This is a genomic window from Bradyrhizobium sp. 170, from assembly GCF_023101085.1.
In the GTDB taxonomy this organism is placed as follows: domain Bacteria; phylum Pseudomonadota; class Alphaproteobacteria; order Rhizobiales; family Xanthobacteraceae; genus Bradyrhizobium.
The window spans coordinates 6300194-6313390 of the sequence record NZ_CP064703.1 but is presented as its reverse complement, the minus strand read 5'-3'; the positions used below and the strand labels follow the sequence as shown (position 1 = coordinate 6313390).

At 64.4% G+C, this 13197-nt stretch carries 12 protein-coding genes, 1 tRNA gene and 1 pseudogene; 8 read left to right on the top strand and 6 right to left on the bottom strand.

Annotation, left to right across the window (positions count from 1 at the left end; translation table 11 throughout):
- Positions 1-47: 47 nt before the first annotated feature.
- Genes IVB05_RS29475 through IVB05_RS29465 form a run of 3 tightly spaced genes read left to right on the top strand, consistent with a single transcriptional unit; the run spans position 48 to position 3530 of the window.
- Complete coding sequence (locus tag IVB05_RS29475) at positions 48-989, top strand: ABC transporter permease (RefSeq protein WP_247779448.1); 942 nt, start codon at positions 48-50, stop codon at positions 987-989.
- On the top strand, positions 989-1912 hold the full coding sequence (locus tag IVB05_RS29470; RefSeq protein ID WP_247779447.1) for an ABC transporter permease: 924 nt from the start codon (positions 989-991) through the stop codon (positions 1910-1912). Before IVB05_RS29475 ends, IVB05_RS29470 begins: the two co-directional genes overlap by 1 nt.
- Position 1913: 1 nt before the next feature.
- On the top strand, positions 1914-3530 hold the full coding sequence (locus tag IVB05_RS29465; RefSeq protein WP_247779445.1) for an ABC transporter ATP-binding protein: 1617 nt from the start codon (positions 1914-1916) through the stop codon (positions 3528-3530).
- A 309-nt stretch (positions 3531-3839) separates the two neighbouring features.
- Here IVB05_RS29465 and IVB05_RS29460 read toward each other — a convergent pair whose 3' ends face one another.
- Positions 3840-4697 carry an alpha/beta hydrolase gene (locus IVB05_RS29460; protein WP_276578718.1) on the bottom strand — a complete coding sequence of 286 codons (858 nt, stop codon included), beginning with the start codon at positions 4695-4697 and terminating at the stop codon, positions 3840-3842.
- A gap of 127 nt (positions 4698-4824) precedes the next feature.
- Here IVB05_RS29460 and IVB05_RS29455 point away from each other — a divergent pair, with 127 nt between their 5' ends.
- Positions 4825-5562, top strand: a complete 738-nt coding sequence (locus IVB05_RS29455; RefSeq protein WP_247779443.1) for a lysophospholipid acyltransferase family protein — start codon at positions 4825-4827, stop codon at positions 5560-5562.
- Here the strand turns inward: IVB05_RS29455 and IVB05_RS29450 are convergent.
- Both IVB05_RS29450 and IVB05_RS29445 read right to left on the bottom strand, forming a co-directional pair.
- Positions 5559-6146, bottom strand: coding sequence for a TMEM175 family protein (locus tag IVB05_RS29450; protein ID WP_247787083.1), 588 nt, complete (start codon positions 6144-6146; stop codon positions 5559-5561). The two genes, IVB05_RS29455 and IVB05_RS29450, sit on opposite strands and share 4 nt — an antisense overlap.
- Positions 6147-6260: 114 nt before the next feature.
- Positions 6261-6347: transfer RNA gene (locus IVB05_RS29445), tRNA-Leu, on the bottom strand.
- Between the two features lie 188 nt (positions 6348-6535).
- Between IVB05_RS29445 and IVB05_RS29440 the strand changes: the two genes are divergently transcribed.
- Complete coding sequence (locus tag IVB05_RS29440; RefSeq protein ID WP_247779441.1) at positions 6536-6979, top strand: twin-arginine translocation pathway signal; 444 nt, start codon at positions 6536-6538, stop codon at positions 6977-6979.
- Between the two features lie 94 nt (positions 6980-7073).
- On the opposite strand, the gene IVB05_RS29435 is transcribed toward IVB05_RS29440, so the two are convergent.
- Positions 7074-8276 (bottom strand): FAD-dependent monooxygenase, encoded by a 1203-nt coding sequence (locus tag IVB05_RS29435; protein WP_247779439.1) that lies wholly within the window; start codon positions 8274-8276, stop codon positions 7074-7076.
- Positions 8277-8283: 7 nt separating this feature from the next.
- Complete coding sequence (locus IVB05_RS29430; protein WP_025590194.1) at positions 8284-8529, bottom strand: zinc-finger domain-containing protein; 246 nt, start codon at positions 8527-8529, stop codon at positions 8284-8286.
- Positions 8530-8782: 253 nt separating this feature from the next.
- On the opposite strand from IVB05_RS29430, the gene IVB05_RS29425 reads away from it, so the two are divergent.
- The gene (locus IVB05_RS29425; protein ID WP_247779437.1) at positions 8783-9940 is read left to right on the top strand and encodes a hypothetical protein; all 1158 of its coding nucleotides are present in this window, start codon (positions 8783-8785) and stop codon (positions 9938-9940) included.
- Positions 9941-9994: 54 nt separating this feature from the next.
- Positions 9995-10747, top strand: a complete 753-nt coding sequence (locus tag IVB05_RS29420; RefSeq protein ID WP_346771792.1) for an alpha/beta hydrolase — start codon at positions 9995-9997, stop codon at positions 10745-10747.
- Positions 10748-10783: 36 nt separating this feature from the next.
- Here IVB05_RS29420 and IVB05_RS29415 read toward each other — a convergent pair.
- Positions 10784-12115 (bottom strand): annotated as a pseudogene (locus IVB05_RS29415) (hypothetical protein); the annotation flags it as partial.
- A gap of 207 nt (positions 12116-12322) precedes the next feature.
- On the opposite strand from IVB05_RS29415, the gene cysE reads away from it, so the two are divergent.
- Positions 12323-13150 (top strand): serine O-acetyltransferase, encoded by an 828-nt coding sequence (gene cysE / locus IVB05_RS29410; protein ID WP_247779433.1) that lies wholly within the window; start codon positions 12323-12325, stop codon positions 13148-13150.
- Positions 13151-13197 lie beyond the last annotated feature (47 nt).

The window sequence follows — 13197 nt, the reverse complement described above, 5'->3', positions numbered from 1 at the left end:
GGAAGCGGGCGGCTTCCCGCCGCCCGTTTCGTTTCGGGGATCGATCTATGTATGGCTATTTCTTCCGGCGATTGCTCGGCACGGTCCCCGTGATGCTGGTGGTCGCGGTCTTCATCTTCCTGATGCTGCGGCTGACCCCGTCCGACCCGGCGGCAGTCATCGCCGGCGACAATGCCACCACCGAGCAGGTGGTGCAGATCCGCAGCCAACTCGGCCTCGACCGGCCGATGATCGAGCAATTCGTGATCTGGTCGGGCAGGGTGCTGACCGGTAATTTCGGCGAAAGCTTCTTCTTCAAGAAGACGGTGGCCTCGCTGATCGGCGAGCGGATCGAGCCGACCCTGTCGCTCGCCTTGTTCACGATTCTGATTGCGGTGTTTGTCGCTGTTCCGCTCGGCGTGCTGGCGGCGCACCGGCACGGTTCGTGGATTGACCGCATCGTGATGGGCTTTTCGGTGCTTGGCTTTTCCGTGCCCGTGTTCGTGATCGGCTACCTCCTGATCTACCTGTTCGCGGTCTATTTGAACTGGCTGCCGGTGCAGGGCTATCAGCGAATCTCGGAGGGGGTTGGCGGCTGGGTGCAGCGGCTGATCCTGCCGTCCGTAACCCTGTCGGTGATTTATATCGCGCTGATTGCGCGCATGACCCGCACCAGCGTGCTCGAGGTGCTCTCGGAAGATTACATCCGCACCGCGCGCGCCAAGGGACAGTCCGAGCGAAAGGTGCTGTTCCGCCATGCGCTGCGCAATGCGGCGGTGCCGATCGTCACGGTGATCGGCCTCGGCGTGGCGCTCCTGATCGGCGGCGTCGTCGTGACCGAAAGCGTGTTCACGATCCCCGGCCTTGGCAGGCTCACGGTGGACGCGGTGCTGGCGCGCGATTATCCGACGATCCAGGCCGTGATCCTGCTGTTTTCATTCGTCTACGTCATGATCAACCTGGCGGTTGACATGATCTATACCGTGCTCGATCCCAGGATTCGCTACTGATGGTGGACACGACGATCCTCGAACCCGTGCTGCCGGCGAGCCCAACCAAGCCCGCCGCGTATCGCAAATTGCTGCGCAACCCCAGCGTGGTTTTTGGCGCCGCCGTCATTACGATCGTATTGCTGATGGGGCTATTCGCGTCCTGGCTCGGAACCATCGATCCGACGGCGATCAGCCCGATCGCACGAAACAAGATCCCCGGCGCGGAAATCACAATGCGGACGGACACCGGCGAACGCATCAAGATGATCGCCAAGTTCGGCACGGACAGCCTGGGACGTGACGTCTACAGCCGCGTGGTCTATGGCGCGCGCGTCTCGCTCTTTGTCGGCATCACGGTAGCACTGATCAGCGTCGCCTGCGGCCTGTTCATCGGTCTGCTCGCCGGCTTCTTCCGCTTTCTCGACGCCATCATCATGCGGATCATGGACGGGCTGATGGCGATCCCGGCCATCCTGCTGGCGATCGCCATGGTGTCGCTGTTCCGCTCCAGCGTGTGGACGGTGATCATCGCCATCACGGTTCCGCAGATTCCAGGCGTGGTCCGGCTCGTGCGCTCCATCGTGCTCAGCGTGCGCGAGGAACCCTATGTCGAGGCGGCGGTGACGCTCGGCACTTCGACCCCGAAACTGCTGTGGCGGCATGTGTTGCCCAACACGATCGCGCCCATGATCGTGCAGGGCACCTTCATCTGCGCGTCCGCCATCCTCATCGAGGCGATCCTGTCGTTCCTCGGCATCGGCGTGCCGCCGGAGGTGCCGACCTGGGGCAACATCATGGCCGAGGGCCGGCAGGTCTTCAGCCTGTATCCGCACAACATCATCTATCCCGGCGTGTGCCTTGCGCTCACGATCCTGGCCGTCAACGTTCTCGGCGACGGCTTGCGCGATACGCTCGATCCGAAGATGGCGAAGCGGGTGTGATGTGAGCAGCACTGTTCTCGAAGTCTCGAACCTTTCAGTCGCCATCAACGGAGGCGACAGGACGCATGCGGTGCAGGGCATCAACCTGACCGTCGGTGCCGACGAGATCGTCTGCGTCGTGGGCGAATCCGGTTCCGGCAAATCGGTGACGGCGCAGGCCGTCATGGGCCTGCTGCCGAAGGGGGCGATGCAGGTCGAGAACGGCTCGATCCGGCTGCAGGGCGATCAACTGCTCACCAAGTCCGACGCCGAGTTGCGCGCGATCCGCGGCACCCGCATGGCCATGGTATTCCAGGAACCGATGACCGCGCTCAATCCGGTCGAGCGGGTCGGCGACCAGATCCGCGAAGTGCTGGAGATCCACACCAGCCTCGACCAGAAGGAGCAGCGCGCGCGCGTGCTTGAGATCATGCGCGCGGTACATCTGCCCGATCCAGAACAGATGATCGACGCCTATCCGCACCAACTCTCCGGCGGCCAGCGCCAGCGGATCATGATCGCGGCGGCGCTGGTGCTCGACCCGGCCCTGCTGATTGCCGACGAGCCGACCACCGCGCTCGACGTCACCACGCAGGCGCAGATCCTCAAGCTGGTGCGGGAAATGCAGGGCCGCAAGAAAACCGGCGTTCTGTTCATCACCCATGATTTCGGCGTCGTCTCCGAGATCGCCGACCGCGTCGTGGTGATGCAGATGGGCCGGATCGTGGAGCAGGGCCCCTGCGAGGAGTTGCTGCGGAACCCGCGCGAGGACTATACGCGAATGCTGCTGGCCTCGGTGCCGAGCATGACGCCGCCGAAGCGGTCGCCGGTGATCGGACCGGTGGTTCTGGAGACCGAGAATCTTTTCAAGACCTATGGCAAGCGCTCGCTGTTCCAGCCGAAGGCGCGCGTGGTCGCCGCGGTCAAGGACGTCTCGCTGACGATCCGGCGCGGCGAAACGCTGGGCATCGTCGGCGAGTCCGGGTCCGGCAAGTCGACGGTGGCGCGCTGCGTCGCGCGGCTGGTCGATACGTCAGCCGGCGGCATCAAGATCGACGGCGTCGATATCGCGGCGATGCGGGAAGCAAAATTCCGCCCGATGCGCCGGCGTGTTCAGTTCATCTTCCAGGACCCGTATCGATCGCTCAATCCGCGTCGCACGGTCGGCGAGGCGATCATCGAGGGACCGATGAACTTTGGCCTCAGCCGCAAGGAGGCATTGCAGCGTGCGCGCGACCTGATGGCCGTGGTGCATCTGCCGCCGGCCGCGATCGATCGTTTCCCGCATCAATTCTCCGGCGGCCAACGCCAGCGGATCTGTATTGCGCGGGCGCTGGCGATGGAGCCTGAATTGCTGATCGGCGACGAGCCGGTATCGGCGCTCGACGTCTCCGTGCAGGATCAGGTACTGAAGCTGTTGGACGAGGTGCGCCGCAAGTTCAATCTGGCGGTGCTGTTCATCACCCACGATTTGAGGGTGGCCGCGCAAGTGTGCGACCGGATCGCGGTCATGCAGCGCGGGGTGATTGTCGAGCAGGGCGCCACGGCGGACGTTTTTGCCGCGCCCCAGCACGAATACACCAAGGCATTGTTCGACGCCGCGCCCGGCAGGCATCAGGAATTCGCTGCCAGCGCGTGATGGGTTTCTCAAACCCACTCTCTCGTCAATGCGAACGAAGCGACGTTGTCCGCCGCAGGTTGGGCTGCGGGGCGGACAAGTCGTGGCTTACGCTGGTGATAACGTGGACATCAGCAGTGGCTATCCCGCACCAGTTCCGGACCATCGTTCGCCAGCGGCGAGGGGATTTGCGGTTGTTGCGGCTGGGAGGGCCGCCGATCCGGGGGCGGTTTGCGCCCGGTTGCGGCGGGCTTGTCCGCGGGTTGTTCGCTGGCCATGTCGTCATACTCCTTTTTGTGCATGACAACATTTTTGCGGGCGTTGCGTTCCTCATCCCGGATGCGCGGCAAGATGTTCCAGCAGCAGTTGGCTCACACGTTCCGGCGCCTGATCCGCCGCAAAATGCCCGACGCCCGGAAGCACCTCGAAACGATAGGGGGCGGCGACGAAATCGACCGTGCCTTCGGCGGCGTTGCGGCCGACGGTGTCGTCGGCGTCGCCCCAGATATAAAGCGTCGGCACGCGGATCGGGCCGAGCGGCCCGCGGATCGCGCCGCGGGCGCGATACCACGCGAGCGCCGCTTCCATCGCATCCTTGTTGCCGAGCACGGCGAGATGCATCTCGATCGCGTCGGCAGGGACGCCATTGGCGGTCAGACGATCGCGCAGCCATTTGGCGTCGTCGGCCAGCACGACATCGGCGGCATCCGGTTCCAGAAACGCCTTGTGGTGCTTTGAGCGCTGGGCCTGCTCGCTGTCAGCCGTCAGCGCGCGATTGAATGCGTTCGGATGCGGCCGCGAGAGAATGCTAAGCGAGGCCAGCCGCGCGTGGTGGCGGTCGGCGATGCCCCAGGCGATGCTGCCGCCCCAGTCGTGGCCCACGAGATGGAAGCGGGCCTCGCCATAGCCCGCGACCGCCACGATCGCCATAGCGTCGTCCATCAGGCGGTCGATCAAATAGTGCGAAAACTCGCGCGGATCCGGCCGGGCGCCCGGTGAATAGCCGCGCTGGCTCGGCGCAATGGCGCGATAGCCCATGTCGCCGAGCGCCGTGACCTGGGCGCGCCAGCAATGCATCGATTCCGCAAAGCCGTGCAGCAGCAGCACCAGCGGCGCCCCTGGCGTGCCGGCGGTGATGGCATCGAAGACGAGATGCGGCGCGATGGCGATTTGTTCTGATGCCGGCATGAGGCGATCCTGGATGGGCAATCGGGCCGATCCGTGGTGAGACATATTTCAGTGGGGTGGCCGGAATTGTGCAACCCGGGAAAAGTGCTGTATTGGAAGCGGCATAGAGGCCCGAGGGGACGGACGTTTGCATTATCTGAGGTCTATATTATTCGATGCCGCCGTGGTGATCCTGACGGTCGTCGTTTCGCTATCGGTGCCGTTCATGGCGCTGTTCAATGCGAGCAGCGCGACCGTGCGCGCGGTCTCCCAGGTGTGGGCGAACGGCATCCTGTTCCTGATGAAGTACGTGGTGGGGCTGGATTATCGCGTCGAGGGGCGGGAGCACGTTCCCGATGGACCCTGCATCATCGCCTGCAATCATCAATCTCTGTGGGAGACCGCGGCGCTCTGCGTGATCTTCCCCGATGCCAGCATCGTCGCCAAGAAGGAGTTGAGGAAGCTGCCGCTCGTCGGCTGGTTTCTGGAGCGATACCCGATGATCCTGGTTGATCGGTCGGCGGGCCGCCAAGCGCTGCGTCAGATGGTCGATGAGGCGAGACGCGCGGTCGGCGAGGGGCGCAAGGCGCTGCTGTTTCCGCAAGGCACGCGGCAAGCGATCGACCAGCCCATGACGTTCCAGTCGGCCGGTATCTCCGCGCTCTACACCAACCTCGACGTCCCTGTGGTGCCGGCGGCGTGCAATTCCGGCCTGTTCTGGGGCAAGAAGACCCTGATGATGCATTCAGGCACCATCACCCTCTCTTTTCTTCCGCCGATCCCGCCGGGCCTGCCGCGCAAGGAGTTTCAGGAAAAGATGGAGCGGATGATTGCGGAGGAGGCCAGCCGGTTGCTCACGGTGAGCGAGGCGAAGGTGGCGCGCTAGGTAGCGCGGCGCGCGGCGAGCCAGCCCGCAAGCGGCGCGCCGAACGCCAGGCACCAAGTGAACTGCGCGACTTTCGGTGCGACGAAAGCCATGGCCGTGCCAAGCACGAACACGAACAGCGGAAACAGCGCAGTCGCCAGCAACTGCGGATTGCTCTGGCCCCGCAGCGCAAGGATCCACAACAGCGCGTTCAGCGCGGCGATCACGATCAGGTGGAATCCATAGAGCACCGCGATAACGCCATCGAGCCGATAGACGCCGTAGAGACCATTTGTCACCGGCAGGATGATGATCGCGAGCAGAAAAAACAGATTGAGAAACACTACGCCGCGGCCGCCCTCCGGCGCCACCGCAAGCCGCCGGTGGTGGCTGAACCAGAACAGGCCGGCGACGATGAAGCTGATCGTCAGCGCAATGACGGGTTGCGCGTAGACGTGAACCAGACCCATCCATGTCGGCGCTTGCGTGAAACTGCTGGCCTTCGGCAAATCATAGGCGAGCAGCGTCATGGCAACGCCAAAGATGGTGTTGCTCAGCATCTCCAGCCGGCGCATTTCGAAAAGATGGGTTTGCGGCAATGTGATTCCCCAGCCTCACCAGTCCGTCGTCGCCTTCGCTTCGCTCAGGCTATGCCGGACACGCTCAGACCTGGCGGTCTTCGCGTGGCTGCGCCACGCGTAGCCCGCCAGGGCGAAGCGTGGTGCGGGCGGTGGGACTCGAACCCACACGACGTTGCCATCGAGGGATTTTAAGTCCCTTGCGTCTACCAATTCCGCCACGTCCGCTTAGTCTCAGAAGATCAGATACTTAGCGCGTTTACCGGAGAAGTGGAATTGGGATAATCTCTGGCCAGAACGCTCCCCACCTTTAAGTGAGCGCGCCCGCCAAAGCAAAGCCTCAATGCGGACACTTGGGGTGTTTACCTGCGGCGAGCTTTAGGCAATCTCAACATAATCCACTTAACGAAGGTCCGATGTCCAACTCGCTGTCCTATCGCCGGTTATTCTCGCAGAGCCTTGCCGCGCTGGCGCTGGTTGCGCTCGGGGCCGGCCTGTCCAGCTGCGCCGGGATCAGCGACACCATTTCCCCGGCCTTTGCCGACCCCGCCAAGTACGATCTCTATGATTGCAAGCAGCTCGAACCGGAGCGCAAGAGCCTCGCGGCGCGCACCGCGGAATTGCAGGGGCTGATGACGAAGGCTGAAACCGGCGTTGCCGGTCCCGTGGTGGCGGAGATGGCCTATCGCAATGACTACATTGCGTTGCGCGGACAGTCGAAGCTGGCCGATGAAGCCTGGCAGAAAAACAGGTGCCAGGAATCGAAACCGGAAGCCAGGCCTGCGCCGGTCCCGCCATCGTTCGCGCCGGCTCCCGCCGCCAAGAGCGGCCGTTCGAAGGCCAGCAGCGCGGCGAATTAAGGGACCGTAGCCCGGATGAGCGAAGCGATATCCGGGGCAGTGGTGCTGTGGTCCCGGATGTCTCTTCGCTCATCCGGGCTACAGAATTCCCAGCTCACACCCGCCAATCATAAATCCAGTCCTGCCGCGCCAGCATGCGCTGCGGGCCCATCGCCTTGATGGCGAGGTCGCGCGCCAGCGCCAGCGGTCCGGTGAGATGATAGATCCGCCCCTGTTGCCGCGCGGCGCGCTGCACCCGCAGCACGCGGCCGCGCCGCTGCCGGCCGTAGCGCTTCAGCGCCGCCGGAATGCCCGCGATATTGTCGCCCGGGCTTTCGCTCAAGCATTTGGCGAGCATGGCGGCGTCCTCGATCGCCATTCCCGCGCCCTGCGCGGCAAACGGCAGCATCGCATGCGCGGCGTCACCGAGCAGCGCGATCGCGCCGTCCGTCCATTCGCCGAGATCGGGCAGGGTGAACAGCGCCCACCGCCGCCATTCGTCGACGGCGCCTATCAGCATCCGCGCGGTCGCGGGCCAGCGCTGCGAGGCGAACGCGTTCTTCAGTTCATTGGCGTCGCCCGGTGCGCTCCAGCCCGGCCTGTTCCAGGTTCCCGGCACGATCGCGACCACGTTGATCTGCCGCGCCGCCGAGATCGGGTAGGCGACCAGATGCGCGTCCGGCCCCATCCAGAGCTGGACCCGCGGTGCAGTATGTTCGCGCGGCAGCGTCGTCGCATCGAGGGTTCCGCGCCAGGCGATCAGGCCGGAAAATTGCGGTTGCACCTCCGGGAACAAATGGTTCCGCACCGTGGACCAGATGCCGTCGGCGCCGATCAGCGCCACCGCCAGCTCCTGTTGTCGCGCGTTGCCACGGCGCTGGACCACGGTCAGCCCCTTGGCGTGCGAGGTCACGTCCTCGAACTGGCAGCCGAGCCTGAGATCAATGTCCGGATGGTCATTGACCTGGGCTTGCAGGGCGCCTTGCAGATCGGCGCGGTGCATCACCCAGTAGGGCGCGCCGGCGCGAAGGCTGGCGGCTTCGCCGAGCGGCAGGCGGGCGATCTCGCCGCCCGCTCGGGCGCTCATGATGGCGACGGCCTCGGGCGTCACGGCGCGCGACACAAGCCGCGGCCGCAGGCCGAGGTCGACCAGGATTCGGCTGGCGTTGGGCGAAAGCTGCAGGCCGGCGCCGGCTTCCTCCAGCCGTTCGGCCTTCTCCAGAACGATGACGCGAAAGCCTTTGGCTGCGAGCGAAAGCGCAGCCGTCAGTCCCCCGATCCCGGCACCAGCAACGATGATGGTGCGCGCGGCAGCCACCGAAAGGTCAGGCGACCTTGTCCTTCAGGACGCATTCCGGCGGGCGGGCCTCACCTGCGGCCAGGTCGGCGGCAAAGCGGTACAGCGTGGAGCAATAGGGGCATATGATCTCGTTGTCGTTGCCGAGGTCGAGAAACACGTGCGGATGGTCGAACGGCGGATTGGCGCCCACGCACATGAATTCCTGCGAGCCGATCTCGATCACCGAGACTCCGGCGTCGTTATGGAAATGCGGAACGACATGGTCGGACATCAGTTTCACCTTGGATAGCAACGACGGGCGCACGCAATCAACGCGACGCGGCAATTCCGAAATGCCGCGCACCATCCATAATGGCGGGTGCCGATGATTCCTAGAGCCGATTCGGGAGGTCCCCGCCGCACATTTGCTCATGCAAATTCGACACAATCTTGTCGTGGGAGAAAAGCCCTTCTTTCGTCGGGGCAGTTGTGTCTTAAAAACGGCATACCATCTTGAGAAAGACGAAAACATTGGGCTTTTTGGGATGAGGCGGTTGCGGCTCGGTTCGGCGCTGGCAGGGGCTTTAGGGTGCATGGCGCTCAGCGTGGCGGTGTGCGCGGCGCTGTGGCCGCACGCCCGCGAGGCCACAGCCATTCTGGCGGCACAGGACGACCCTGCGGCGCTGTCCGATATCCACATCAATTCTGCCCTGAGGAGCAATCAGGCGCTGGTCGCCGACCATATCGAGGCCGCGCTCGCAGCTGACGATTCCGATCTCGCCAACAGCTTCGTCGAACTCGCCCGTGACAAGGGCATTGCCGTCAGCGACGAACTGTCGAAGCGCGTCAGCGATGCCGTTACTGACGCGGGTTCGGCGTCGCATTTTGCCAAGCGCTTTGCCACGGGTCTGGTGACCGGCAACGCCGACGACGTTGCGAGCCTGTCGGGCACGGTCGCGGGCGATCTGTTCGTGTTCGGCGACATCAGGGACGTGGTGCGCGAGGGCAAGCACCTGGCGACGGGCGAGGAGGTTGACCGGCTGGTGCTGGGTCTTGCGACGGTGGGCCTCGCGGTGACCGCCGCGACCTATGTATCCGTTGGAGGCATGGGGCCGGTGCGCGCCGGTCTTTCCATGGTCAAGGATGCCCGCAAGGTCGGGCGGCTGGGCGAGGGGCTGACGCAATGGGCCGGCCGCTCGGCGCGCGAGGTCGTCGATACGCCCGTCCTGCAGCAGGCGGTCGCGAAGGGTTCGGTGTTGCGGCCCGGCGAGACCATCAGCGCGATCAAGGCGGCGTTCCGCGCCGAGAAGGCCGGCGCGCTGGTGCGGCTGGCGAAAGACGTCGGACGCGTCGGCGAAAAGGCCGGCACGCGCGGGGCGCTCGATACGCTGCGCATCGCGCAAGGGCCGAAGGACGTCGCGCGCGCCGCACGGCTTGCCGAATCCAAGGGCGGTCAGACCCGCGCGATTCTGAAAGTGCTCGGCCGCGGCGCGCTGCTGCTGGCAACCGGCGCCTTTAATCTGACGATGTGGGTGTTCGGTGCGCTGTTGGCGCTGTTCGGTTTTCTGTCGTCGATCAAGGCGACCACCGAGCGGGCCACTGAAGCATGGCTGCGTCGCAGCAAGGCGCGGCGGTTACGAAAGCAGGCGGCGGCAGGCTTGCCGTCCGGCCCGGCTCTGGCGGGCGCTGTCGCGCAAGGCTAGACTTGCGGTTATTGCAAGCTTGCCCATTCCGATCCCCAAAACATGGAACTGATGATGCCGAGTTTTCACAACGGCGCTGTCGAAATTGCCTATCTCGACGAAGGCGAGGGTGATCCGATCGTTCTCGTGCACGGCTTTGCCTCCAGCAAGAATGTCAACTGGGTCTATCCGACCTGGGTTTCCGATCTGAGGAAAGATGGCCGCCGCGTGATCGCCCTCGATAATCGCGGCCACGGCGAGTCCGAAAAGCTCTACGATTCCGCTGATTACGAAATTGCGATCATGGCAAGCGACGTCATTGCGCTGCTGGATCATCTGGGAATCGAACGCGCCGACATCATGGGCTATTCGCTGGGATCGCGAATGACGGCGATCCTGGCACGCGAGCAGCCGCAGCGGCTGCGCTCGGCGATCCTCGGCGGCATCGGGATCGGGCTGATCGAGGGCGGCGGCCCCGGCGAGAACGTGGCCACAGCGCTGGAGGCGCCGTCGCTGGAGGATGTCACCGATCCGGTCGGTCGGACGTTCCGCGCCTTCGCCGACCAGACCCGCTCCGACCGCCGCGCGCTTGCCGCCTGCCTGCGCGGTTCGCGGCGGCTGATGACATCGGAGGAGGCCGCCGGGATCGGCGTGCCGGTCCTGATCGCGGTCGGCACCAAAGACGAGATCGCGGGCTCAGCCGCGGCGCTCGGGAAAATCATTCCGGGTGCCGAGGTGCTCGACATTCCGAACCGCGATCATATGCGCGCCGTCGGCGACAAGGTCTACAAGGTCGGCGTCACCGACTTCCTGTCGCGGCAGCAATGAGCGCTCGCGCGCGTCACCGGTGAAATGCCTGATAGCCGCGATCAGCACCACCGTGGTCGCAAGCCACGCCATGCGTGCGCCATAGCGATCATGCGGGCCTGATATCACGGCGCAGATGAACGCGTTGCCGAGCAGGGCTGACGTGACCGTGCCGGCGAGCAAAGTGAGATCGTCGAACGGCCGGCGCAGCACGCCATGGCCGAACAGGATCGCGGCCAGCAGCATCGACGCCAGCGCGACGGGAACGTGAATCCGGTTGATTGCGGTGAAATCGAAATGCCAGCGCTGCTGCTGCGCCGCGCGCATCGGCTTCATTTGTGCGGGAAGAAAGCGCTCGACGATGCCGTAGGTATGGCCGAGCCAGACCCCGATGCCTTCACCGGTGGCGACCTGCACCAGTTGCTGCGCAGTTCCCGTCAGTGCCGCCTTGGCCTGCCAGGCCGGATATTCGGCCAGCGAATGCAGCACGATAAAGCCCATCTCGTCGTTCAACCCTCGAAAGCGGCCGAGCGTGTTGAACATGCTGTTGCCCCACAGGAACTGGTCGGCGGTGGCGGGAAGCTGATCGCGATAGGGGCAGAGCTTGAAGCTCTGCTTCGGACAATGATCGCGCAAATACTGCGCGACGATGCCATCCTGCAGCATCCGTCCGAAGGCTACGCCAAAACCGCCGGGCGTCCACGCCAGTTTTCCGGACAATGCGAAATTGGTCGACAGCAATAACGCAGCCCCGGCGACGATGGTGAGGCTGCCCTGCGTCAGTCCGGAAACGGAAATCCGCCCGCGCAGAAAGGGACGCGCGATCCAGCCGATACAGCACAGTCCGAGCAGCACGGCGAGCGTTGCGCTGTGCGTTGCGGCGGCGAAAGCGGTGAGACCGAACAGCAGGCATTTTTCCGGGATCGATGTCCGCTCGGCATGCGCTGCCAAGATGAAGAGTGCCAGCATGGACAGGCCGGCGAAAATGTCGGTCAGCAGCGTGCTGGCGAGCCACGGCAGCGAGGTGGTCAGAACCAGCACGAGGCTCATGGCCAGGAGCCGCGACGGCTGGGACTGGCCTAGCACGCGCAGCGTCAACTGCAGGATCCACAACGTCGCCAGCGCGTTGACCCCGAGGTTGATCCAGAAGCTCGAATCCTCGCCGAAATGAAGATAGAGGCCGAACGTGGTGGAGCGGCTCGGCACCAAATAGCCTTCATACCACCTTGCCAGGTAGCCGCCGGTATCCCATTGGAGCAGGGGATAGCCATTCCACAGGGCGGGGGCCAGCAACATCAATGGGATGGCGATGGCGGCGATCCAGGCCGACCGCGAGTCCGCAGCGGTGCGCGCCCGCAATACCTGCGTGCTGGTGTGGCTTTCCCCCATCAGGGCAGCACCCGTCGAATGGTGGGTCCGCCGAAATTCACCAATAGTCGGACGCCGGCCGGCTTGATTTCCCGAAATCGCTGACCACCTTGAACTGACCCCAGGGGGCATTCGGCGGGGGCTTACTTTTGCCGAAGCCTGCCGGGGACAGCCGTCCGCCCGCCGTGCTATAATATCAACGAAACCAGTGAATTTGCGAGAGCAATCATGGCAGTGCATCAGGTCAATCCGCAAGGTTCGAAGCTCGCCGCACTCGATCCGATCTGGGACCGCGTCCGGGGCGAGGCGGAGGACATCGTCCGCCGCGAGCCCGAACTCGCTTCCTTCATCTATTCGACGGTGCTGCATCACGAACGCCTCGAAGATGCGGTGGTGCATCGTCTCGCCGAGCGGCTCGATCATTCGGCGCTGTCGGGCGACTTGATCCGCCAGACCTATGACGAGGCGCTGCGCGACGAACCCGATCTCGGCAACGCGTTCCGCGCCGACCTGGTCGCGGTCTACGACCGCGATCCCGCAACCTCGCGCTTCATCGATCCGTTACTCTACTTCAAGGGTTTTCACGCGCTGCAGACCCATCGCCTGGCGCACTGGCTCTATCAAAAGGGCCGCAAGGATTTCGCCTACTATCTGCAGAGCCGGTCGTCGGCGGTGTTTCAGACCGACATCAATCCCGCTGCCAAAATCGGCCGCGGCATTTTCCTCGATCACGCGACCGGCTTCGTCTGCGGCGAGACCGCCGTGATCGACGACGACGTTTCGATCCTGCACGGCGTCACGCTGGGCGGCACCGGCAAGGAGAACGAGGACCGTCATCCGAAGATCAGGCGCGGCGTGCTGATCGGGGCGGGCGCAAAGATTCTCGGCAATATCGAGATCGGCCATTGCGCGCGCATCGCCGCGGGCTCGGTGGTGGTCAAGCCGGTGCCTCACAACGTCACGGTGGCCGGCGTCCCCGCAAAGATCGTCGGCGAGGCCGGCTGTGCGGAGCCGTCGCGCACCATGGATCAGATGCTCGGCGCGATCGGCCTTTGATTTTCCACACTTTCTGGCAGCCGTATTTGTGAAGTTACGGCTGGTAG

What these genes read in the sequence shown, in the direction of transcription:
- IVB05_RS29475 (WP_247779448.1), top strand. Translation starts at nt 48, where the DNA reads ATGTATGGCTATTTCTTCCGGCGATTGCTCGGCACGGTCCCCGTGATG.
- IVB05_RS29470 (WP_247779447.1), top strand. Translation starts at nt 989, where the DNA reads ATGGTGGACACGACGATCCTCGAACCCGTGCTGCCGGCGAGCCCAACC.
- IVB05_RS29460 (WP_276578718.1), bottom strand. Translation starts at nt 4,697, where the DNA reads ATGCCGGCATCAGAACAAATCGCCATCGCGCCGCATCTCGTCTTCGAT.
- IVB05_RS29440 (WP_247779441.1), top strand. Translation starts at nt 6,536, where the DNA reads ATGTCCAACTCGCTGTCCTATCGCCGGTTATTCTCGCAGAGCCTTGCC.
- IVB05_RS29430 (WP_025590194.1), bottom strand. Translation starts at nt 8,529, where the DNA reads ATGTCCGACCATGTCGTTCCGCATTTCCATAACGACGCCGGAGTCTCG.
- IVB05_RS29425 (WP_247779437.1), top strand. Translation starts at nt 8,783, where the DNA reads ATGAGGCGGTTGCGGCTCGGTTCGGCGCTGGCAGGGGCTTTAGGGTGC.
- IVB05_RS29420 (WP_346771792.1), top strand. Translation starts at nt 9,995, where the DNA reads ATGCCGAGTTTTCACAACGGCGCTGTCGAAATTGCCTATCTCGACGAA.
- cysE (WP_247779433.1), top strand. Translation starts at nt 12,323, where the DNA reads ATGGCAGTGCATCAGGTCAATCCGCAAGGTTCGAAGCTCGCCGCACTC.